Here is a 21,501-nt window from a genome sequence, read left to right as displayed (position 1 = left end):
GGAGGCAGGGCCGACCGGCCCGCGCGGGCCACCCTCCCGACCCTGTCCGGCGAACGGTACTGCGGTCAGACTGGAGAAAACCGCATCCGCGGCCCGTACCGAGGAGGGTGTGCCATGCCCGCCGTCTCCCTCTCCCACCGCCAGGCGGTCGACCGGACCCCGCCGGTCCGGCATTTGCGCCGTGCCTTCGGGCACGAACGCAGTACGGTGTGCCGCGCCGTCGACCGTGCCCGCAGCCGGGCCCTGCTCGGTCTGACCCTCTGTCTCCTGGCCGCCTCGGTGGTGGCCGCCATGAGCGCCCTGACGATGCTGGACGGGCTGCGGGCCGACGCCCACCGGCTCGCCGCGCACCGCCATCAGGTGACGGCGACGCTGGTCACCCCGGCTCCGGAGGGGCCGGCGCCGACCTCCCGGGCGACCGGCGTCTGGACAGTTCCGGCGGCCCCGCCGCGCACCGGCGTGATCGACGCGCCCAGCGGCACTCCCGCCGGTACGGAGGTGCCGCTCTGGGTGGACGACGCCTTCCTGCCGGCCCGCCCGGCGCGTTCCGACGGGGAGATGGCCACGACGGTGAGCGCCCAGGGCATCGGCGTGTTCGCCGCGCTCGGCGGCGTGGCCTGGGTCGGCTACCAGGTCCGCCGCCGCGCCCTGGACCGCCGGGCGCTCCGGTCCTGGGAGTCCGACTGGGCCGCAGTGGAACCGCAGTGGTCGGGCCGCCGCCTCTGAACGGAGCCGGCCCCTCAGAGCGTGAAGGTCCGCCGCTCGCCCGGCCGTACGGTGCTGGCGGTACCTCTGACACGTACCTGGACCGGCTGGCGGTCGCTCTCCGGTAGGCCGACCGTCACGGCGCTGCGATCCACCGTGATCGTCACTCCCCAGTGGCCCCGGTAGCGCAGGTCGAGCTCGAGACGCCCGAGCGCGTGCGGCAGCCGAGGGTCCAACCAAAGTGCGTCCTCGCGGATCTCCAGGCCGGTGTAGCACCGTTGCAGCAGGTCGACGGTGCCGGCCATGGCGCCCAGGTGGATGCCCTCGGCGGTGGTCCCGCCCTGGAGGTCCTGGCGGTCCGCGGCCAGGGCGTCGCGGAAGAACCGCCAGGACGCCCGCCGGTCCGAGCGGGCCAGCACCCAGGCGTGCACCACCGCGCTGAGCGTGGAGCCGTGCACCGTGCGGCGCAGGTAGTAGTCGACGGTGCGGCGCAGCAGCTCGTGCCCGGCCCGGTAGCCGAGCCGGCGCAGCAGGTCGCGCACCTCTTGGGCGGAGAACAGGTAGAACAGCATCAGGGCGTCGGCCTGCTTGGACGCCTTGTAGCGGTTGACTGTGTCGCCTTCCGCCTCCAGGATCCGGTCGAGCCTGCGCAGGTCGGGGTAGTGGCGCCGGTAGCGGTCCCAGTCCAGCTCGGCCAGGCGGTCGTAGCCCTCGAACTGACTGAGCACTCCGTCGTGGAACGGTACGTGCAGGTGCCGCCCGATCTCCTGCCACCGCTCCGGTTCGCCGGGGTCGAGTTCCAGACGGTCCGTCAGCTCCCCGCGTCGCCGGGCGGGGAGTACGTCGAACGCGTCCTGGGCGCGCGCGAGCACCCAGGACGCGAGCACGTTGGTGTAGGCGTTGTCGTCAAGGCCGGGCCGGTCCGTCCAGGGGTAGCCGTCGTGGTACTCGTCCGGGCCGACCACGCCGCGGATCGACCAGCGCTCGCGGACCGGGTCGTGCACCGCGAGGTCAGCCCAGAAGCGGGCGATCTCCAGCAGCATCTCGGCACCGGTGGTGGCGAGGAAGTCCGTGTTGCCGGTGGCCTGGTAGTACTGCCAGATGTTGTAGGCGACGGCCGAGCCGACGTGCCGCTGGAGGTGACTGTGGTCGGGCAGCCAGCGCCCGGAAAGCGGATTGAGGTGCAGCTGTTGGGACTCCTCCCGGCCGTCGCCTGCGCTCTGCCACGGGTACATGGCCCCGCGCAGTCCTGCCTCGCGGGCGGCCCGGCGGGCCGCGTCCAGGCGGCGGTGGCGGTATTCGATTACCGCCCGGGCGAGTTCGGGGAAACGCAGGTCGAGCAGTTTGAGGACGAACAGCTCGTCCCAGAAGACGTGCCCGCGATAGGCCTCGCCATGCAGGCCCCGGGCCGGGATGCCGACGTCGAGGTCGACCGAGTGCTCCGAATAGGTCTGCAACAGGTGGAACAGGTGCAGGTGAAGCGTCCCGGCCCCGTCGAAGTCCGCCTCGATCCGGCACCTGTGCCACAACTCCTTCCAGCGGAGCGCGTGTTCGCGAAGCAGCTGGTCGAAGTCGGAGGCCCTGGCCACGAGCAGTCGGGCGGACCGCAGCGGTGCCCCGCCCACGGGGTCGCGGGAGGTGTACACCGCCACCGTCTTCTCCACCGTCACGGGCACCCCCTCGCTCACCTCGATGGCCAGGGTCTGGGCGGCCCAGCCGTCCCGGAACTCCTCGGTCCGGACCACCGGCACGGGGATGCCCGACCGGTGGACCAGCGTGCGGGCGGCCAGCGCCAGGCGGAGCCCTGATCCGGTGGTGCCGACCTCCAGGTGCAGGAGGCCTTCCCCGTCCACCCCTTGCCCCATGGGGAACCAGTGACGGCTGGTCAGCCCCCGGTAGCGGGCGACACCGGTGTTGGCGACTGACCCGTCCAGCGCGGAGCGCGCTTCCAGGCGCCCCGACCAGTTCTCCGGCAGCAGCTCGGTCTCCAGCGCGAGCAGGTGCGGCTGTACCTGGCTGGCGATCCGGCGCTGCACCAGCCTGGTCCGGCGGCCCAGCGCGTCCACCACCAGCGCCTGCCTGGTCAGCACGCCCGTGTGCAGGTCGAGTTCCAGGTGCTGGCTCTCAGGGGCCCCGGTGAACCACTCGCCACCGGCCGGGCGGAACGTGAACGGCAGCCAGTTCGGACAGTTCAGCAGGTCCTCGTTCTCGACCTCGCGGCCCGCGACCACCGAGACCGTCCGGTCGTAGCAGCCCGCCAGATAGGTACCGGGGTAGTGGACACCGTCCGCCTGCGACTCGGGAGCCGCCGCCCGGCTGACCAGGTAGCCGTTCCCGACCGCACAGAGCACCTCGCGCACGCCTTCCGACCTCGGGTCGAACCCCTCGTACACCAGCCGCCAGGCGTCGACCACCCTGCCCCGGCCCGCGACCACGGCTACTCCTCCGCGACGATCATGCTGCCGGTCGTCGCCCCTCCGTCGACCACGAACTCCGAGCCGGTGGAGTAGGTGGCCTCCGTGACCAGGAAGAGCACCATCCGCGCCACCTCCTCGGGCGTGCCGAACCGGGCCATCGGCTGGCCGGCGGCGATGGAATCGTCCATCGCCGCCGTCATCGGCGTGGTGATCGGACCGGGGTGGACCGAGCAGACCCGGACACCGCCCGCAGCGAGCTCCAGTGCGGCGGACTTGGTCAGCCCGCGCAGGCCCCACTTGCTCGCCACGTAGGCGCCGATGTTCGCGTAGCCCATCAGACCGGCGGTGGAGGAGATGTTGACCACCACCCCGTCGCCCGAGCGCCGCAGGGCGGGCGCCAGGGTGTGCAGGCCCAGCCAGGCGCCGTAGAGATTGACGTCCAGGACTCGCCGGAAGTCCTCGGGGGCCTGTTCCTCGATGGTGCCGAAGGCCAGCACGCCGGCGTTGTTGACCAGGACGGACACCGGCCCGCCCGCCTCCTCCGCGTCGGCGAGCAGCGCGGCCCAGTCGTCCGGTTCGGTGACGTCCAGGTGCCGGAACCGGGCGGGTGCGCCAAGCTCGGCGGCCACCTCCTGGCCCTCGGCGTCGAGCACGTCCGCGACGGTCACCCGGGCACCCTCCGCAGCGAAGACCCGCGCGACCGCCGCGCCGATGCCCCGGGCGCCGCCCGTCACCACTGCGGCTCTTCCGTCCATGCGTCCCATCACACTCTCCTGCCGTCAGGGGCCACCGGTGGCCCCGGCCAACCCGGTGTTGCGGCCGCGCGCCGTGGTGGGCGGGCCGGCGCTCCGTCAGACCAGCTGCCTGCCCCACTCCCTGGCCCGGGCGAGCTCGCCCTCGCGCAACGGACCCTCGGCACCCTGCACCACGAACCCCTCGGGATCGGCGACCAGGTCGAAGTGGTGGTGTGCCAGGCGGCGGGCGATCCCGCCCGCTGCTCCGCCGCTGCCCCTGGCTTCACCTCTGGTGTCGAAGGCAGCGGCGTGGGCAACGGAGCCCGCGTCGGGCAGCGCGTGGAACCAGCTGCGCAGTCCAGGGGTCGCGGCCACCGGCTCGGGACGGCTGCCGGACGGCGACTCCGGGCCCTCGTCCTTTCGCGCCTTGGGGCTCGCAGCCAGTCGGCGGCTGAGGCCCGACGACATTCCGTGCATGTGGGTGGGCCCTCCGACGACCAGGAGGTCTGCGGAACGGGTCACCTCCGGACCGGCCGCCGAGACCTCCAGGCACCGGACGTCCGCATCCGGCGCCGCCTCGTGGACCCCCTCGGCCACCGCCTCGGCGATCCGGCGGGTGTTGCCGTACATGCTCTCGTAGACGATCACTGCGTGCATGGTCCCTCACCTCTCTCGTGCACGGCCCGGTCCTCGCCGTGCCGGCTTGTCGATCCGTGGCTGGTCCGGCACGACCGCGACCGGGCAGGGCGCGTGGTGGGTCGCGGCCCGGCCTCCTCGCCTCCCGGCTGGTGACCGCCCGACCACGACCGAACCTGGACCAGCTCCACCGGCCATTCCCGGTGCAGCCCTTCCGCGACGTGCAGCCCTTCCGCGACGGCCCAGTCGGCGGCGGCCACACTGTCCGGCGATCCGGCGAACCCGACCTCGGTCGATGCGTCCACGGGAACCTCCTCGGCGCGGTGTGCCGCGCCACGCTCAGTCGTTCGGAAGGTCCGGGGTACGGATCCGGCGGCCGGTGATCGTGTCCGGTTTGATCCGGAGCCAGGTGTCCCGGTGCCCGCCCGCCCAGGGGCGGGGGTCGGCGTGCCGGGCGAGCCACTCCAGGACCTCCGGTTCGGTGACCTGCTCCGCCGTCCCGGTGACCAGCACGCTCCAGCCCTGGCCGAGCGCGTCGTCGAGCTGGTCCACCTCGAACGCGACCCGGCTGCCCGCTGCCCGGGCGAGCACGCCGTCTGCCGTGGTGCGGTAGAGCAGGGTCGCGTCCTGGACGCGGTAGTTGACTGGCAGCGCCAGCGGTCCGTCCGGCGTGGTCAGGGCGACCCGGCCGACCCCGCGCGGTGCCATCTTGGCCCAGCACTCCCAGGCCGCCAGCTCCTCCGGTACGGGCTCGGTGCCCCGGCGCCCTGGGCCGGACGGCGTGCCCCGGGCGCTGCCGAGCAGGCGGCCGACCGCGGTGTCGAGTGCGCCCGCGAGCCTGGTGAGGGCGTCGATATCGATCGCGGCCGGGCTCGTCTCCAGGTAGTCGAGGTAGTTGACCGCCATACCGGCCCGCTCCGCCACCTGCTCCCGGGTCAGCCCGAGCTGCTCACGTCGGTGCACGACCCTACGACCCAGGTCACCGGGGTGCGCCGACCGCGCCGTGGCCCGCTCTCGATCCCTCGCACTCATGAACATCTCCGCCTCCTCGCCCGCCCTCGTCGGCGTCGCCGCGGCCTTCCCACGCCTCTGGTCACCTTCATCGTCCCTTCCGAAGCACCCCACCGGCAGGGCCGGTCGGCCCCCGCCGCACAGCCGGTGGGCCCTGTCGCGTGCACCGAGTCGGGCACACGGTGGAGCTGAGGCCCCGACCGGGCCGCCGAGAGGAGACGGCGATGTCCACCGCCCAGTACCCGCCGCCCACCGAGGCACTGCTGACCGACGGTAGGACCGCACTCATCCGCCCGCTCGGCCCACCGGATCACGACGCCGTGCTGGACCTGCACGCCACGCGCATGTCCGAGGCCAGCCGCCGGATGCGGTTCTTCGGTGCCAGCCGACGCGCCCCGGGGCTCGCCGCCGACCGGCTGTGCGGGCCGCCCCGTCCCGGTTTCCTGGCCCTGGGCGCCTGGGTGGACGAGGAGCTGGCCGGCGAGGCCGACTACGAGAGCGCCGGCGACGGCACCGACCGAGCCGAGCTCGCGGTGGCCGTCGCCGACACCTGGCAGCACCGAGGGGTGGGCACCCTGCTGATCGAGCACCTGCTGCACGCGGCCAGACAACGCGGCATCCGCACGATCGAGGCCGACACGATGGCGAGCAACCTGGCCGTCCACCGGGTCTTCTCCGACCTCGGACTGCCCGTCCACCGGCACCTCGAACAAGGCGAGATCAAGCTCAGCGTTCCGCTGGACGAGAGCGACGAGCGCTACCGCACTGCCGTCGAGGCGCGCGGCCGCGGTGCCGCCGTGGCGAGTCTGGCCGCACTGCTGCGTCCCCGCTCGGTCGCTGTCGTCGGCGCCTCACGCCGACCCGGCTCGGTCGGCCGCAGCGTCCTGGTGAAGATCCGCGAGGGTGGCTTCACCGGCCCCCTGTGGGCGGTCAACCCGCACGCCGAGGAGGTGGCGGGTGAGCCGGCGTACCCCACCCTCACCGACGTGCCGGGCACACCGGACCTCGCTGTGCTGGCTGTACCGCCGCAGGTGGTGCCGGGGGTTGCTGCGGAGTGCGGGCTCGCCGGGGTGCGGGCCCTGGTGGTGCTCACCTCCGGGCTGGACGCAGGGCAGGCCCGGCAACTGCTGCACGCCTGCCGCCGCTACTCGATGCGGCTGGTCGGCCCGAACAGCCTGGGCATCGCGCAGACCGACCCGCAGGTGCGGCTGGACGCCGAGTTCGGGGGCGCCTTCCCACTGCCCGGCAGCGCCGGGGTCGCCGTGCAGTCCGGCGGCGTGGGCATCGCCCTGCTGGAGCGGCTGGCCTGGCTCGGCATCGGGGTGTCCAGCTTCGTCTCACTCGGCGACAAGTACGACGTCAGCGGCAACGATCTGCTCCAGTGGTGGGAGAGCGATCACCGGACCGACCTGGCACTGCTGCACCTGGAGTCCTTCGGCAACCCGCGTGCCTTCGGCCGCACCGCCCGCCGCGTCACTCGCACCATCCCCGTCCTGACCGTGGACGCGGGCCGCTCCCCGGCCGGGCGGCGCGGCGCCGCCTCGCACACGGCCGCCGCCGTCACCCCGACCGTCACCCGCGAGGCACTCTTCCGGCAGGCCGGAATCACCGCCACCCGCAGCATCGCCGAACTGATCGACACCGCGGCCCTGTTGCACTCCCAACCGCTGCCGGGCACCGGGGGCGCGGTCGCCGTCGTCTCCAACGCGGGCGGCATCGGCATCCTCGCCGCCGACGCCTGCATAGAGGCGGGGCTGGACGTGCCCGCACTCCCGGAGGACGTCACCGCCGAGCTGGCCGCCCTCCTGCCACCAGCTGCGGGCACCGCCAATCCGGTGGACACCACCGCCGCCATCGGCCCCGCCGAACTACGGTCTTGCATCGACGTGTTGACGCACAGTCAGGCGGTGGACGCCCTGCTGGTGTGCCTGGTGCCGACCGCACTGACGCCCGGGGCGGACCAGGACCTGCTGCGGGCCCTGCTGGACGGCCCGGCCCTGGGGCGTGTCCCGGTGGCAGCAGTCATGCTCAGCCAGGAGATACCGACCCGCTACCGTCCCTGCGCGGGCGGCGGTCAACTTCCTTCCTACGCCGACCCGATGGCCGCCGCCCGGGCTCTCGCCCATGCCCGCGACCGGGCCCGGTGGCTGGCGAAGCCGCCAGGAGTCGAGGCACAGGCCGCCGGTTGCGACCCGGATGCGGCCCGGGCGCTGGTGGCCGGCTTCCTGTCGGCCGAACCGGACGGCGGCTGGCTCGACCCGGCCCGTACCGCCCAACTCCTGCTCTGCTACGGCCTGCCGCTCACCCCCTCGGCCCTGGCCACCGACGAAGCCGGCACCCTCGACGCCGCCCGGGCACTGCGTGGTACGGGCCACGAGGGCAAGCTCGTGCTCAAGGCGTACTGGCCCGGCCAGGTCCACAAGAGCGCGAGCGGTGCCGTCCGCACCGGTCTTGCCGACGACGGCCAAGTGCGCACCGCCTACCACGAGTTCGCCGAGCGCTTCGGCGACCGGCTCGCCGGGGTGCTGGTGCAGCCGATGGCCGCGCCCGGCCTCGAACTCCTCGCCGGCGTGGTGCAGGACCAGGTGTTCGGCCCGCTGGTGGTCCTGGGACTGGGCGGCACCGCCACCGAGGTCCTGGACGACCGGGCGGCCCGGCTCGCCCCGCTGACCGAGGCCGACCTCACCACGATGGTCACCGAACTGCGCGCCGCGCCGCTGCTGCTGGGCCGCCCCGGCTTCCCAGGAGTCGATCTGACAGCAGTCGGCCGGGTGCTCGCCGGACTCTCCCGGATGGCCACCGACCTCCCGCAGCTCGCCGAGACCGACCTCAACCCGCTGATCGCCTCGCCCGACGGCCTGGTCTGCGTGGACGCGCGCGTCCGGCTCAGGCCCGCCGGCACGTTCGACCCCTACCTACGGCAACTGCGGCGTCCGTCCACCGGTCCGACGGAGGAGGAGCGATGAACCACAGCATCCTCGACGGAACCCCGACCGGACACCATCCGGAGCACGCCTTCGGGCAGGCACCGGTGGCCGACTGGATGAGCCGCTCGGCCGTCGCGGTCACCCCCGACACCGACTTCACCACCGTGCTCGCCGCGATCACCGCCTCACGCCGTGGCGTGCTGCCGGTGGTCACCGTCGACAACCTACCGATCGGTGTGATCGCCGCCTCGGACCTGCTCGCCGCCTACGCTCGCAGCGGTGGCCCGGCGGAGCTCACCGCCCGCGCCTTGATGACCTCGCCGGCCGTCACCGTGTCCGAGCAGCTGACGGTGGCGGCCGCTGTCCGCACCGCCCTCACGGAGTCGGTCCACCATCTGCCGGTGGTCGACGCGGACGGTCGCCTGTCCGGCCTGCTCTCTCCGCATGATTTGTTGGACGCACTACGCAGCAACGACGAGGCGCTGCGCACGGAGGTCCTCGCCGAGGTCCTCGTTCCGGGCTCCGGTGTGGCACCGGACAGCCTGCACGTCCGGTGCGAACGCGGTCACGTGGTGCTGAGCGGGCGCACCCGAACCCGGGCCGACGCCGCCGCGATCTGCCTCCGGGTGGCCCGGATCGACGGCGTGGCCGGGGTGACCGACCGGCTCCGCCGGGACGGCGACGCGCCGGCAGGAGAGGGGGCCCGGTGACCCACTTGCCTCGGCGGCCACTCCGGAGCGGGGAGTCGGTGATCATCGACCCGCGGTTGGTCGGGGCCGCTGTTCTCGACGCGGACGGGGTCCTGACGGACTCCCGGGCCCTGCGTGCAGCTGCCTGGCAGGACACCCTGGACGCCTACGCCGTCCAGTACGCCCGGGTCACCGGCCGTCCGCTGCACGGCTCCGTCCTGCCGGTCGGTCACCTCATCGGGCTGACCGCGCTGCTGGACCGCGACACCGCCGCCGAGCTGCTCCGGGCCTACGGCTACCGGACCGACCTGGCCGAATGGCATCTCGGCCCGTCCGGCGCGGACCTGCTGAACCTGCTGGTCGGTCATTCGGACCGACGTTTCGCGGAGCTCCTGCGCGCCCAGGGCGCCCGTGCCCGGCCCGGCGCGGCCCGGTTGCTGCTCGACCTGCGCTCCGCGGGCATCCGCACGGCGGCGGTCTCCACCGGCAGGCACTGCGAGGAACTGCTGCGCAGCGCCGGGCTGATGCACCTGCTGGAGCGCACGGTCGACGCCACCGACGCCGACCGCCACCGCCTCGGAGGCCCACCGGATCCCGCCCTTCACCAGCTCGCGTTGAAGCTGCTGCACAGCACGGCCGGGCGGGCAGTCCTGCTGACGGACACCCAGGAGGCGGTGACCGCCGGGCGGCGCGCCGGGTTCGGCTGCATCATCCCCCTCCCCCGGAGCGGGTCGGCCCTTTCCGGCGGCGGCCCGGAAGTGGACCTGGAGTCCGTCACCGTGCCGCCCGGCACCTGGTGACCCGCCCTCAGCGGATCAGTACCCGCTCTCCGGAGCGGGGAACGACAGCGGTCCAGCCCAGTTCCCGGTCGATCCGGTCGCGCAAGGCGTGGGAGCCGTCGGGCTCGCCGTGGACCAGGTAGGTGGCGCTGGGCGGTGGGGCGTGGCGCAGCCAGTCGATGATCTCGTCGGCGTCGGCATGGGCGGAGAAGGCGGGGACGTTGACGACCTCGGCGCGGACCGGGACGTAGCCGCCGTACATCTTCAGCACCCGGGCGCCGTCCACCAAGTCTCGGGCCCGGGTGCCGGCGGCGGCGTAGCCGACCACGACCACCGTGTTCCGCGGATCGGGCAGCAGCCGGCTGAGGTGGTGGACGACGCGGCCGCCGGTGGCCATGCCAGAGGCGGAGACCAGGACCGACGGTGTGTCCGATTCGGCCAGGGCGAGCGACTCCTGGAGCGAGCGGATCAGGGTGAACGGCTCGGGGCTCAGTGCGCTCTCGCCGGCCGCCAGCGCCTCGGGGCGCAGTTGGGGAGAGCGGATCTTGAAGGCCTCACGGTAGATCTCCAGCGCGGCCAGGGCCATCGGGCTGTCGACGTACACCGGAGTGTGGGCGGGCAGGCGACCGGTGGTGCGCAGTTCGGCTAGCTGGTGCAGCACCACTTCGGTGCGGTCGACGGCGAAGGAGGGGATGACGACGGTGCCGCGGCGGGCGAGGGTGCGTTCGATCGCGGTGGCGAACCACTCGCGGGCGGAGGTCTCCTCGTGCCGGCGGTTGCCGTAGGTGGACTCCATCAGCAGCACGTCGGCCCCGGTGAACGGCTCGGGTGGGCGCAGCAGCGGATGGACCGGCCGCCCGAGGTCGCCACTGGCGGCGAGGGTGTGCCCGTCCGCGAGGGTCAGGTGGGCCCAGGTGGAGCCGAGGATGTGCCCGCCGTGGTGCAGCCGGAGCACCAGGTCGCCGGTGATCTCGATGTCGGTGTCCAGCGGTACGGGGTCGAGCATGGCCAGGGCGCGTTCGGCGTCCTGTTCGTCGTAGAGCGGGACGGCGGGCCGGTGTTTGGACCAACCGTTGCGATTGGCGTGGTCGGCGTCCTCCTGTTGCAGGTGGGCACTGTCGCGCAGGATCAGTTCGGCGAGGCGGGCGGTGTCCCGGGTGGTGAGCACCGGCCCGCGGAAGCCGTCCTTGACCAGGCGTGGCAGGTAGCCGCAGTGGTCGAGGTGGGCGTGGGTGAGCACGACGGCGTCGATGTCGGCCGGGTCGAGCGGCAGCGGGCGGCGGTTGCGGCGGCGCAGTTCGGCCAGGCCCTGGTAGAGCCCGCAGTCGATCATCACCCGGTTACGGTCGGTCTCGATCAGGAACTTGCTGCCGGTCACCGTGCCGACCCCGCCGAGGAATGTGAGCAGTCCTGGGCGGGGCGTGGGTTGAGGAGAGTTCGAGTCCATTTCCGGCCTCCTGCCGTGAGTTGCGGCCCTTCCATCGTGCGGCTGCCGCAGGGCGCTGTCCTGGGCCGTTGTGGCACTGCTCCAGGGTCCGAACGGCCCTTTCCCGGCCGGCGCCGCCGGACCAGAGTTGGAAGTACGAACGTCGTCCCGAAGGAGTGAGGACCATGCAGCACCGCACCGTCGACGACGTGATGACCCGCGAGGTCGTCACCGCCGGGCCGGACACCCCGTTCAAGCAGTTTGCGGCTCTGTTCCTCCGCAACGACATCACCGCGGTCCCGGTCCTCGACGACGAGGGCCGACCGCTCGGGATGGTCTCCGAGGCCGACCTGATCCGCAAGGAGGCCGTCCTGCCGGATCCGGACGGCCATTTCCCCGGCCGCTGGTCGAATCCCGGCGAGCGCGCCCGGGCCGAGGCCGAGACGGCGGGTGGACTGATGTCCAGCCCCGCCGTAACCGCCCGCCCCGGCTGGTCCGTCCCCGAGGCCGCCCGCGCCATGGACAAGCACAGGGTCAAGCGCCTGCCGGTGGTGGACGAGGCCGGTCGGCTGGTCGGCATCGTCAGCCGCCGCGACCTGCTCCAGCTGTTCCTGCGTCATGACACGGCCATCCGCGAGGAGATCACCCACGACGTGCTCGGCACCACCCTGCGGCTGGACCCCGACACGGTTCGGGTCGTGGTGGCCGATGGCGTGGTCACCCTGACCGGGCGCCTCCTCCGCAGAAGCCTGATCCCGGTCACCGAACAGCTCTGCCGCGGGGTGGACGGTGTCGTCGCGGTCCACCAGAGCCTCGACTGGACCGAGGACGACACCGGCAGGCCGATCGAACATCCCCAGCCTTACCACCCAGCCACCTGACACCGTGACGGCACGCCTCCGGCCGCCGCATCGGCACCAACCGGGCCGACTGGGCATGCACGGCTTCGGGGCCTCGGCACACCTCCTCACCGACATCCCCGTCCTGAACTGCCAGCGGCACTCTTCCAGGAACGGACCCTGCGCAGCGTCACGGCGAACACTTGCGCCGACGGCCTCGCCTACCTCACGGAGACCGTCCGGAGCCGTCCCGCCGTCCGCATCCGCCGCTACCCATGGGGCAGGCACCCGCCGCCCTCGGCGACCTGGCGGCCGACCGGGTGACCGGCGTCGCGGTCCTGGTGACCGGCTGAAGCCCGCCCACGGACGCAGGCGGGCTCCCGTCAGCCGTGCAGGGGTGGGTCGTTCGCGGCGGCATCGGTCGTCGCCGCGCGCAGGAGTTGGTGTCCGAGCTCGATCAGGGCACGTCCCACGGCGAACTCTTCGCCGATCTCCGGTACGGGCGCGTCGTGCGGACTCCGCTGGGCGGTGGTGTGGCTCTCCAGGGTGTTCTCTCCGGTGTCGAGGACGGCGTGGACCTCCGTGAGGTCGCCTTCCTCGGAGAGGTCGAGGCGAAGGGCCCACTGCTTGGTGCGGGCCGGATCGGCGTGCGTGGTCATGTCGGAACCTGTCCCTTCGTTTCAGGCCGGCAGCGCCGGATCGCTTCGGACGGTGGCGCAGTGCTCCCGGCCGAGAGAGCACTCAGGGGACACTCAGCCGCTCGGGACCACCGCGACGGAGCAGGACGCGTGGTGGAGCGCGGCGTGGGCGACCGGCCCCAGCCGCGGACCGACCGGCCCGTGCCGCTTCCGGCGGCCGACGACCAGCAGTCCGGCCTGCGAGGTCGCCTCCACCAACGTGTACGCGGCGCTGCCCATGATCGTCTGTGGGATGACCTCGACCTGCGGGTACTTGTCCTGCCACGGCTGCAGCACCTCCGTCACCGCCTGCGTCTCGGCTGTCCCCGGCAGGTCTCCCATCCCCGCGATCACGCCGTACGCCATGGACCCGCCAGTCGGCGGACCCCAGACGTGCACCACGCGCAGCGGCGCCGACCGGAGCAGGGCGGCCTCGAATCCGAAGGCGAGCACCGCGTCGTAGGGGTGGCGCAGGTCGAGGCCGAGAGCAACGTCCCGGAACGGGGTGCCGGTGGACGGTTGGCCCTCGGCGTCGGGCTGGTGCTCGTCCTCGGGCACGGCACCGGCCCGGACCAGCACGACCGGGCAGGTGGCCCGGCCGAGGACCTCCTGGCTCACCGAACCCACCAGGAAGCCCTGGATCGAACTGAGGCCACGTGAGCCGAGCACCAGCAGCGTGGCCCGATTCGCGGCGGCCTCCAGCACGGCCGCCGGTTCGTCCGGAATGTGAACACCGGACACCTCCAGGCCAGTGAGCCGCCCCCGGAGTTCGACCTGCTCACGGCTCAGCTGCCGCTTGGCCCACTGCACGGCGTTGTCACCGCCCAGTTCATGGTTCTTCGACCACGGCCAGGCCTGGACGAGTTCCAGGGGCAGCGAACGGCGCAGTGCCTCTCTCGCCGCCCAGTCGGTGGCGGCCAGGCTTTCGGGAGATCCGTCGTAACCGACGACTACCGGTCCTTGCATGATGTCCTCCTGCTGCCGAGTGCTCCGTCGAGCTGGATGGTCCTTTCACCGTGCACCGTCCGGATGGGAACTGGCCAGGGCCGACCGGCCTTTGCCGGGGTCGTCCTGCCACAGACCCCTCACGGCGCGCGGCGGCCGTGTTCCTCGGCGGCCCGGCGGGCCTGGTCGACGATCTCGGCGGCCGCGTGCTCGCTGACGCCCAGCGCGTGGATGAGCCGGTGGGTGCCCCAGCCGTGGCGGGCGAGCAGGACGGCCAGCGGGTGGTGCCCTGTCTCCTCGACGGCGGGCCGAGGCGGCGCGGGCGGAACGGGAGCGGGCGGGGCCGACGCGGTCTCGCGGCGACGCATCAGCGCCCGCCGCAGCTCGTCTGCGCCCCAGACGAGGAACGGGAACGGTGCCACGAGCGCCAGTTGAGCGGGGCTGAGCGCCGCGGTCCCGAACACGCCGTGCAGCGGCGGCAGGTAGACGATCGCGGCGGCGAACGCCAGCGAGAAGCCGATGCCGCCGAGTAGCCGGGGATTGCTGAACACGCCGATCGCGCGCAGCGGGGCCCGCTCGGTGCGGACCGCGAAGGCCGTGCCGATCTGGCAGGTGACGATGCCGAGCCAGGTCACCGTGGTGGCCTGCTGGTACGTCAGGTGCAGAGCGGTGCCGGGCCCGGTCGGGTCGCCCGGGCGCCATCCACCAGCCAGCAGGGTGACGAAGTAGCCGGCCATCACCAGGCAGGCCGAGATCACACCGAAGAAGCCCCAGGCCCGGGCCAGCATCGCCGGCTGGATCACGCGCTCGCCGCGCGGGCGCGGGGGCCGGTCCATCAGTCCGGGCTCGGCCTTCTCCCGGCCCAATGCCAGCGCCGGGAGGGTGTCGGTGCCGAGGTCGACGGCCAGGATCTGCATCACGGTGAGCGGCAGCGGGACCGCGCCGCCCGCGAGTGCGAACACCAGGAAGGGCACCACCTCGGGGACTGCGTGGGCGAAGATGTAGACGATGAACTTGCGGATGTTGTCGTAGGTGCGTCGGCCGGCCTCGACCGCCGCGATGATCGTGGCGAAGTTGTCGTCGGTGAGAACCATCGTCGCCGATTCGCGGGCGACGTCGGTGCCCGAGCGGCCCATGGCGACGCCGATGTCGGCGCGCCGCAGGGCGGGAGCGTCGTTGACGCCGTCGCCGGTCATCGCGACGGTGTGGCCCTCGGCGCGTAGCGCGTCCGTGATCCTCAGTTTGGCCTCGGGAGAGGTGCGGGCGAAGATCACCTCCTCGCCGCGGGCAAGCAGGGTGTCCAGTTGCCGCTCGCCCATGGCAGCCAGTTCGGTGCCGGTGACGACGCGGGAGCCACGGTGGCCGATGCCGACCTGTCCGGCGATGGCGGCGGCGGTCAGCCCGTTGTCGCCGGTGACGACGTGCACGGTGATCCCGGCACGGTGGGCCAGCGCGATCGCGTCGGCGACCTCGGGCCGGGCCGGGTCTGCCAGGGCGATCAGGCCGATCAGGCACAGGTTCCGCTCGGCCTCCTCGCGTCGGTCGGGCGGCGCCTGGCCGACAGGCAGTGCGCGCCGCGCCACGGCGAGGACCCGAAGTCCCCTGGCGGCCAGGGTGCCGACCGCTCGGACGGCCCCGATCCGGTCGGCGGCCGTGAGCAGCCGTTCCGTACCGTGATCGAGGAGCCGGTCGGCGCGCGCGAGGACCTCCTCGGGCGCGCCCTTGGTGTGCAGGACGACCGTGCCGTCCCCGGGGTCGGCGGTGGTCATCAGCTTGACGCGGGGATCGAAGCGGTACAGGGCCCGGCGCTCCAGGTCGCGTTGCTCCGGCGGCCGTGCCAGGCCGATCCGGTCGGCGAGGTCGAGCAGGGCGGTCTCGGTCGGGTCGCCGTGGCCGGCGTCCGGGTGGGCGGTCGTGCAGGTCGCCGCCGCCTCCACCAGCACGCGGACCTCCGGCGGGGCGTCTGCCGGAGCATCGACGGCGCACTCGCCCCTCGGCGTCCACACGGCTGTCGCCTGCATCCGGTTCTCGGTCAGTGTCCCGGTCTTGTCCGTGCACACGACCGTGGTCGAGCCGAGGGTCTCGACGGCGGACAGGCGCTTGACCACGGCGCCGCGCCGGGCCAGATCACGGACACCGGAGGCCAGCGCCAGGGTGATGGTCGGGAGCAGGCCCTCGGGCACGTTGGCCACGAGCAGGCCGAGCGCGAAGCTCACTGCGGCGGCGAGTGACAGGCCGGCTGCGAGGCCGATCGGCAGGAAGGCCAGTCCCACACCGATCGCGACCAGCGCGATCAGCCGGGCAGCCCTCTTGACCTGGTGCTCCAGCGGGCTCTCCTCGCGTCGGGTGCGCTGGCTGAGCGCCGCGATGCGGCCCAACTCGGTGTGCATCCCGGTGGCGGTGACCACCGCCTGCGCCTGCCCGCCGGTGCACGTGGTGCCGGAGAACAGCAGGTCGCGGGCGTCCAGCAGCGCCCCCTCGATGTCCACCAATTCCGCGGAACGGAACGCCGGTTCCGACTCGCCCGTCAGGGCCGACAGATCGACCTCGACGCCGCCGGACAGCAGCCGGGCGTCTGCGGATATCCGCTCGCCCTCCTCGACCACCAGCACGTCCCCGGGGACCAGCGAGGCTGCCGTGACCTCCTGTCGGATCCCGTCCCTGACCACGGTCGCCTGCTCCGGAAGGAAGGCCGCCAGCGCCTCCACCGCCTTCTCGGCCTGCTGCTCCTGGGCGAAGGCCAGCATGGCGTTCAGTGCGATCACTGCCACGATCGCCACCGCCAGCGCCCGGGCCCCGCTGACGGCTGCGAGCACGGCCGCGAGCGCGAGGAGCAGGGCCAGCGGGTGCGTGAACTGCTCGACGAGCTCACGGGGCCAGCGCCGCCCGCCTCTCCGGGAAAGGGTGTTCGGGCCGTACACGGCCTGGCGGCGGACCGCCTCGCGTTGCGGCAGGCCCTGGCTCGACGTGCGCAGGTCCCGGAACAGCAGCGCGACCGGCTCACGGGGATCCGGGGCATCCGGACTGTCGGCTCTCCGGACTGTCCCCTGCCCGAGACTGAGGGGCTCGTCGGGGTTCATGCGCTCGACGGTGGGCCGGTCGGGACCACGGTGACGGCAGGGCAGTGGGCGCGGTGGAGGAGGCAGTGCGGGACGGGGCCGAGCACGATCTGCCGGCGTGTGCTGGCGGATGTCATGGCTCCTCCACCGGGATCGTCGGGCTCGACGGCGGTTCCTCGCCCTTGCTCGTAGCGTACGAAGCGGGCCGCAGCGGCTGGAAGGGCCGAGCGGCCCCATCAGGCCGGACCATGGGAGAGAACGGCACATCCGGGCCGGTCGGCCCTGCGAATCGGGCCGGGGGCCCCTCGGCCGCCGCCGGCGCGCGGCGCACCGTGAGAGCAGATCGACCGTGACACCGCCCAGAGCGCAAGGAGATGTCCGCCATGACCGAGCCGTCGCTGACCCTCGCCGAGTTCCGGCTGCTGGCGGCCGCAGGGGGAGCCGCGCCCTCGCTGCACAACAGCCAGCCCTGGCGCTTCCGCCCGACGGCCGACGCGCGCGGCCTCGAGGTGTACGTCGACCCTTCGCGCGCCGTGCCCGTCACGGACCCGGACGGCCGGGCCCGGTACATCTCGGTGGGCGCCGCACTGTTCAACCTGCGCCTCGCCGCAGGCCACCTCGGCAGGGAAGCGTCGGTGCGGCTGATGCCGGATCCGGCGGCACCGGAGCTGGCGGCCGTGCTCGACCTCTCGCGACCGGCGGACGCACCCGCGGCCGATCTCTATGCAGCCATCGGGCAGCGCCACTCCAGCCGCCGGCCGTTCGCCAATCGCGACGTACCGGAGGCCGTGATCGGGGAACTGATGGCCGCCGCCGACGCCGAGGGCGTCACGCTGTCACCGCTGGAGGAGGCGGGCGTGCGCCGGGTGCTGGCACTCACCGCCGACGCCGAGGAGCGGATCGCCGCCGACGTGGCCCGCCACGCCGAGACCCGTAGCTGGCTGCGCCTGGACGAGCCCGCCGCCGACGGTATCCCCGCCGCCGCTCTGGGTCCGCTGGACCACGAGGCCCGAGTGCCCATGAGGAGCTTCACCGGATACCCCCAGGCGATGCCGTCCGAGCGCTTCGAGGCGCTGCCCCAGGTCTGCACTCTCACGACCCACGGGGACCTGCCGGTGGACTGGCTGCGCGCGGGGCAGGCGCTGGAGCGGGTCTGGCTGGTGGCGACGACCCGTGGTGTGCGGGCCAACGTCCTGCACCAGGCGGTCGAGTGGCCGGACACCCGCGCGTTGCTGCGCGATCCGTCCGAGGGCCCGGGTCATGTGCAACTGGTGGTCCGGGTCGGCTACGGCCAACCCGGGACGCCTTCGCCCCGTCGGCCGGTGGCGGAGATCCTGGATCTGACGGACCGGCAGGTGGATCAGCGATGAGGCACCGCACCGTCGGCGAGATGATGTCCCGTGATGTCGTCCGCGTCGCACCGCAGACCGGCTTCCGCGAGATCGTGGCCCTGCTGCGCGAGTTCGACATCACCGCCGTGCCGGTCGTGGACGACGACGGGCGGCCCGTCGGAGTCGTCTCGGAGGCCGACCTGATGCGCACCCAGGCCGCCCAGGAGGACCCGAGCGGCCTCTTTCCCGCGCCTGAACTCCCCAACGCCGGCGCGGCCACCGCCCGGGAGCTGATGACCAGTCCCGCCGTGTGCACCACCGCCGACGCCAGCGTGGTGGCGGCCGCCCGGCTGATGGGGCGTCATCAGGTGAAGCGACTGCCCGTGGTGGACGCGAGCGGCCGCCTCGTGGGCATGGTCAGCCGCAGTGACGTGCTGCGCGTGTTCCTGAGGGACGACCAGGCGATCCGTCGGGAGATCGTGGAAGAGGTCCTCGCCGGGACCGAGGGCGTCAGCCCCGCGGCGGTCGGGGTCGAGGTCGAACAGGGCCGGGTCGTGCTCAGCGGCAGCATCACCCCGCCGTACCTGCTGTCGATCGTCCTCCGCCTGTGCCGTGCGGTGGACGGAGTGGTCTCCGTGACCGACCGGACGCAGGAGCGGAAGGGGCCGGGTGCGGCAGGCGTTCAGCTGTGACGCCGAAAGGATCCGGCCCTGGACCCTGCTGGGGGCGCCGAGCGCGAGCCGCCCGGTCCTGTTCTCGGTGGCCGGGCGACGAGTTCGGGTTCGGTCGAGCGCGGACTCAGGCTGCGTCGGATTCCGCGGCGGCCACGTGCTGCTTGACGGCGGCGAAGCTGTCCGGGGTGACGGAGACGGAGTCGATTCCGGCCTCGACCAGGAAGCGGGTGAACTCGGGGTCGTTGCTCGGGCGTTGGCCGCAGAGGCCGACGGTTCGGCCGGCCGCGTGGGCAGCGGCGATCAGGGTCTCGATGCTGCGGGTGACGGCGGGATCGCGTTCGTCGAAGAGGTGGGCGAGCAGCTCGGAGTCGCGGTCGACGCCGAGGGTGAGCTGCGTGAGGTCGTTGCTGCCGACGGAGAAGCCGTCGAAGCGCTCGGCGAACTGCTCGGCGAGCAGGATGTTGGAGGGGATCTCGGCCATCACGTACACCTGCAGACCGTTCTGGCCACGGGTCAGCCCGTGGTCGGCCATCACCGCGAGGACCCGGTCCGCCTCCTGCGGCGTGCGGCAGAACGGGATCATCACCACGACGTTGGTGAGCCCCATCTCGTCGCGGACCCTGCGCAGCGCCCGGCACTCCAGCGCGAAGCCCTCCCGGTAGCGCTCGTCGTAGTACCGGCTGGCGCCCCGCCAGCCGATCATCGGATTGGCTTCGACCGGCTCGAACGGCTTCCCGCCGACCAGCCGGGCGTACTCGTTGGTCTTGAAGTCACTGGTGCGCACCACCACCGGGTCGGGCCGGCGGGACGCGGCGATCCTCGCGACGCCCTGGGCCAGGCGGTCCACGAAGTACTCCGTGCGGTCGCCGTAGCCGCCGCTGAGCTCGTCCACCCGGCGGCGGTCCTCGGACGAGAGCCGCTCCGGGTGGACCAGCGCCATCGGGTGCACCCGCACCTGGTGAGCCACCATGAACTCCATCCGGGCCAGCCCCACCCCGTCCGCCGGCAACCGCCACCAACGGAGTGCGGCAGCCGGGTCGGCCAGGTTGAGCATCACCTTCGTGCGGGTGTCCGGCAGCGAGCCGAGATCGGTCTCCGACTCCTCGAAGTCGACGCGCCCGGCGTACACATGGCCCTCCGCGCCTTCCGCGCAGGAGACCGTCACCTCCTGGCCGTCCGCCAGTACCGAGGTGGCCCGGCCGGTGCCCACCAACGCCGGCACCCCGAGCTCACGACTGACGATCGCCGCGTGCGAGGTACGCCCGCCGTGGTCGGTCACGATCGCGGCGGCCCGTTTCATCAACGGCTCCCAGTCCGGGTCGGTGATCGCCGTGACCAGCACCGCGCCCGCCGGGAAGCGCTCCAACTCCACCGGACTGTCGAGCGTGCACACCGGTCCGGCTCCCACCGCCTCACCGACCGCGATGCCGTCCACCAGGCGCTCGCCCGTGCCGGTCAGCCGGTAGCGACGCAGTACCGTGCCGCGCCGCCGGGACTGCACGGTCTCGGGCCGGGCCTGTACGACGAACAGCTCGCCGCTGCGGCCGTCCTTGGCCCACTCCAGGTCCATCGGGCACCCGTAGTGCCGCTCCACCGCCACCGCCCACTGGGCGAGCCTCCGGACCTCTCCGTCCTCCAGCACCCGCGTGGCCTGTTCCTCCGGCGAGGTGTCCACGGTGCGGGTCAGGCCGCCGTCCGCATAGACGGCCTTGCGGCGCTTGGAGCCGATCGAGGCCTGTAGCACCGGATTCAGCCCGGGGTCGGCCAACGACGGCTTGAACACCACGTACTCGTCCGGATCCACCTGGCCACTGACCACCGTCTCGCCCAGCCCCCACGCGGCGCTCACCACGACCACGTCACGGAAGCCGCTCTCGGGGTCCAGGGTGAACATCACCCCGGCCCCGGCCAGATCGGAGCGGACCATCAACTGCACCCCGACCGACAGCGCCACCGCGAGGTGGTCGAACCCGAGGCGCTCCCGGTAGTCGATCGCCCGGTCGGTGAACAGCGAGGCGTAGCAGCGTCGGCACGAGTCCAACAGGGCCGCGCGGCCTCGGACGTTGAGGAACGTCTCCTGCTGGCCGGCGAAGCTCGCCTCCGGCAGGTCCTCGGCCGTCGCGCTCGAGCGCACGGCCACATCCGGGTCGGCCTGCCCGGTCTCCCGGGACAGCTGCTCGTACGCACCGGCCAACTCCTGCTCCAGGTCCGATGGCAGCGCGGTGGCCAGGACGGCGGCGCGCACGGCCGCACCCACCTCGGCGAGCGGAGCACCGCCGTGCAGGCGGGCCAACTGCTCGGCGACCTGTTCACGCAGGCGGCCGGTGGACAGGAACTCGCGGTAGGCGTCGGCCGTGGTGGCAAAGCCGTTGGGCACCCGGACACCGGCCGGGCCGAGGTGGCCGACCAGTTCACCGAGGGAAGCGTTCTTACCACCGACCACACCGACGCCGTTGCGACCGAGGTCGGCGAACCAGATCACGCGGCGCATGGCTGCTCCCGGTGTGTTCAGTACGGCAGTGGGCGGCCCGATCGGGTCCGCAGGGTTCAGCGGCGGACGTGGGCGGAAGGGAGCGGAGAGCCGGGCGGTGATCCTGACCAGAGTCATCGCTCGCACCCTCTCAGCGGTTCGGCGCACGGGTCCGTCGTTCT

At 73.0% G+C, this 21,501-nt stretch carries 16 protein-coding genes; 7 read left to right on the top strand and 9 right to left on the bottom strand.

Translation table 11 applies throughout. The features are described from left to right. Positions 1-114: 114 nt before the first annotated feature. On the top strand, positions 115-726 hold the full coding sequence (locus ACKUU6_RS28820) for a hypothetical protein (RefSeq protein WP_407991494.1): 612 nt from the start codon (positions 115-117) through the stop codon (positions 724-726). Between the two features lie 14 nt (positions 727-740). On the opposite strand, the gene ACKUU6_RS28815 is transcribed toward ACKUU6_RS28820, so the two are convergent. The 4 genes from ACKUU6_RS28815 to ACKUU6_RS28800 form a co-directional block, all read right to left on the bottom strand. Next, a complete protein-coding gene (locus tag ACKUU6_RS28815; RefSeq protein ID WP_407991493.1) occupies positions 741-3,140 on the bottom strand; it encodes a glycoside hydrolase family 65 protein in 2,400 nt (799 codons plus the stop codon). Between the two features lie 2 nt (positions 3,141-3,142). Continuing rightward, positions 3,143-3,886, bottom strand: coding sequence for an SDR family oxidoreductase (locus ACKUU6_RS28810; RefSeq protein WP_407991492.1), 744 nt, complete (start codon positions 3,884-3,886; stop codon positions 3,143-3,145). Between the two features lie 87 nt (positions 3,887-3,973). Further along, positions 3,974-4,513: a flavodoxin domain-containing protein gene (locus tag ACKUU6_RS28805; RefSeq protein WP_407991491.1), complete on the bottom strand. Its 540-nt coding sequence runs from the start codon at positions 4,511-4,513 to the stop codon at positions 3,974-3,976. Positions 4,514-4,831: 318 nt separating this feature from the next. Next, positions 4,832-5,524: a pyridoxamine 5'-phosphate oxidase family protein gene (locus ACKUU6_RS28800; RefSeq protein ID WP_407991490.1), complete on the bottom strand. Its 693-nt coding sequence runs from the start codon at positions 5,522-5,524 to the stop codon at positions 4,832-4,834. 203 nt (positions 5,525-5,727) lie between these two features. Between ACKUU6_RS28800 and ACKUU6_RS28795 the strand changes: the two genes are divergently transcribed. Genes ACKUU6_RS28795 through ACKUU6_RS28785 form a run of 3 tightly spaced genes read left to right on the top strand, consistent with a single transcriptional unit; the run spans position 5,728 to position 9,919 of the window. Further along, entirely contained in the window at positions 5,728-8,469 is a 2,742-nt protein-coding gene (locus ACKUU6_RS28795; RefSeq protein ID WP_407991489.1) for a GNAT family N-acetyltransferase, read from the top strand. Then, positions 8,466-9,140: a CBS domain-containing protein gene (locus ACKUU6_RS28790; protein WP_407991488.1), complete on the top strand. Its 675-nt coding sequence runs from the start codon at positions 8,466-8,468 to the stop codon at positions 9,138-9,140. Before ACKUU6_RS28795 ends, ACKUU6_RS28790 begins: the two co-directional genes overlap by 4 nt. Beyond that, positions 9,137-9,919, top strand: a complete 783-nt coding sequence (locus ACKUU6_RS28785; RefSeq protein WP_407991487.1) for an HAD family hydrolase — start codon at positions 9,137-9,139, stop codon at positions 9,917-9,919. Before ACKUU6_RS28790 ends, ACKUU6_RS28785 begins: the two co-directional genes overlap by 4 nt. A gap of 7 nt (positions 9,920-9,926) precedes the next feature. Here the strand turns inward: ACKUU6_RS28785 and ACKUU6_RS28780 are convergent, their stop codons facing one another. Next, positions 9,927-11,345: an MBL fold metallo-hydrolase RNA specificity domain-containing protein gene (locus tag ACKUU6_RS28780; RefSeq protein WP_407991486.1), complete on the bottom strand. Its 1,419-nt coding sequence runs from the start codon at positions 11,343-11,345 to the stop codon at positions 9,927-9,929. A 164-nt stretch (positions 11,346-11,509) separates the two neighbouring features. Here ACKUU6_RS28780 and ACKUU6_RS28775 point away from each other — a divergent pair, with 164 nt between their 5' ends. Next, a complete protein-coding gene (locus tag ACKUU6_RS28775) occupies positions 11,510-12,205 on the top strand; it encodes a CBS domain-containing protein (protein ID WP_407991485.1) in 696 nt (231 codons plus the stop codon). Between the two features lie 341 nt (positions 12,206-12,546). Here ACKUU6_RS28775 and ACKUU6_RS28770 read toward each other — a convergent pair whose 3' ends face one another. The 3 genes from ACKUU6_RS28770 to ACKUU6_RS28760 form a co-directional block, all read right to left on the bottom strand. Then, a complete protein-coding gene (locus tag ACKUU6_RS28770) occupies positions 12,547-12,822 on the bottom strand; it encodes a dsRBD fold-containing protein (RefSeq protein WP_407991484.1) in 276 nt (91 codons plus the stop codon). Between the two features lie 93 nt (positions 12,823-12,915). Then, entirely contained in the window at positions 12,916-13,806 is an 891-nt protein-coding gene (locus ACKUU6_RS28765) for a universal stress protein (RefSeq protein WP_407991483.1), read from the bottom strand. 119 nt (positions 13,807-13,925) lie between these two features. Further along, on the bottom strand, positions 13,926-16,865 hold the full coding sequence (locus ACKUU6_RS28760; protein ID WP_407991482.1) for a cation-translocating P-type ATPase: 2,940 nt from the start codon (positions 16,863-16,865) through the stop codon (positions 13,926-13,928). A 362-nt stretch (positions 16,866-17,227) separates the two neighbouring features. Between ACKUU6_RS28760 and ACKUU6_RS28755 the strand changes: the two genes are divergently transcribed. Together ACKUU6_RS28755 and ACKUU6_RS28750 are read left to right on the top strand one after the other, a co-directional pair. Continuing rightward, positions 17,228-18,214, top strand: coding sequence for an Acg family FMN-binding oxidoreductase (locus ACKUU6_RS28755; protein ID WP_407991481.1), 987 nt, complete (start codon positions 17,228-17,230; stop codon positions 18,212-18,214). Beyond that, positions 18,211-18,867: a CBS domain-containing protein gene (locus ACKUU6_RS28750; protein WP_407991480.1), complete on the top strand. Its 657-nt coding sequence runs from the start codon at positions 18,211-18,213 to the stop codon at positions 18,865-18,867. The genes ACKUU6_RS28755 and ACKUU6_RS28750 overlap by 4 nt, the downstream gene beginning before the upstream one ends. Positions 18,868-18,973: 106 nt before the next feature. On the opposite strand, the gene ppsA is transcribed toward ACKUU6_RS28750, so the two are convergent. Next, positions 18,974-21,340, bottom strand: a complete 2,367-nt coding sequence (gene ppsA, locus ACKUU6_RS28745) for a phosphoenolpyruvate synthase (protein ID WP_407991479.1) — start codon at positions 21,338-21,340, stop codon at positions 18,974-18,976. Positions 21,341-21,501 lie beyond the last annotated feature (161 nt).

This window comes from Kitasatospora sp. CMC57 (genome assembly GCF_045866025.2).
Lineage (GTDB): Bacteria > Actinomycetota > Actinomycetes > Streptomycetales > Streptomycetaceae > Kitasatospora.
This window is presented reverse-complemented; position numbering and strand designations above follow the sequence as displayed.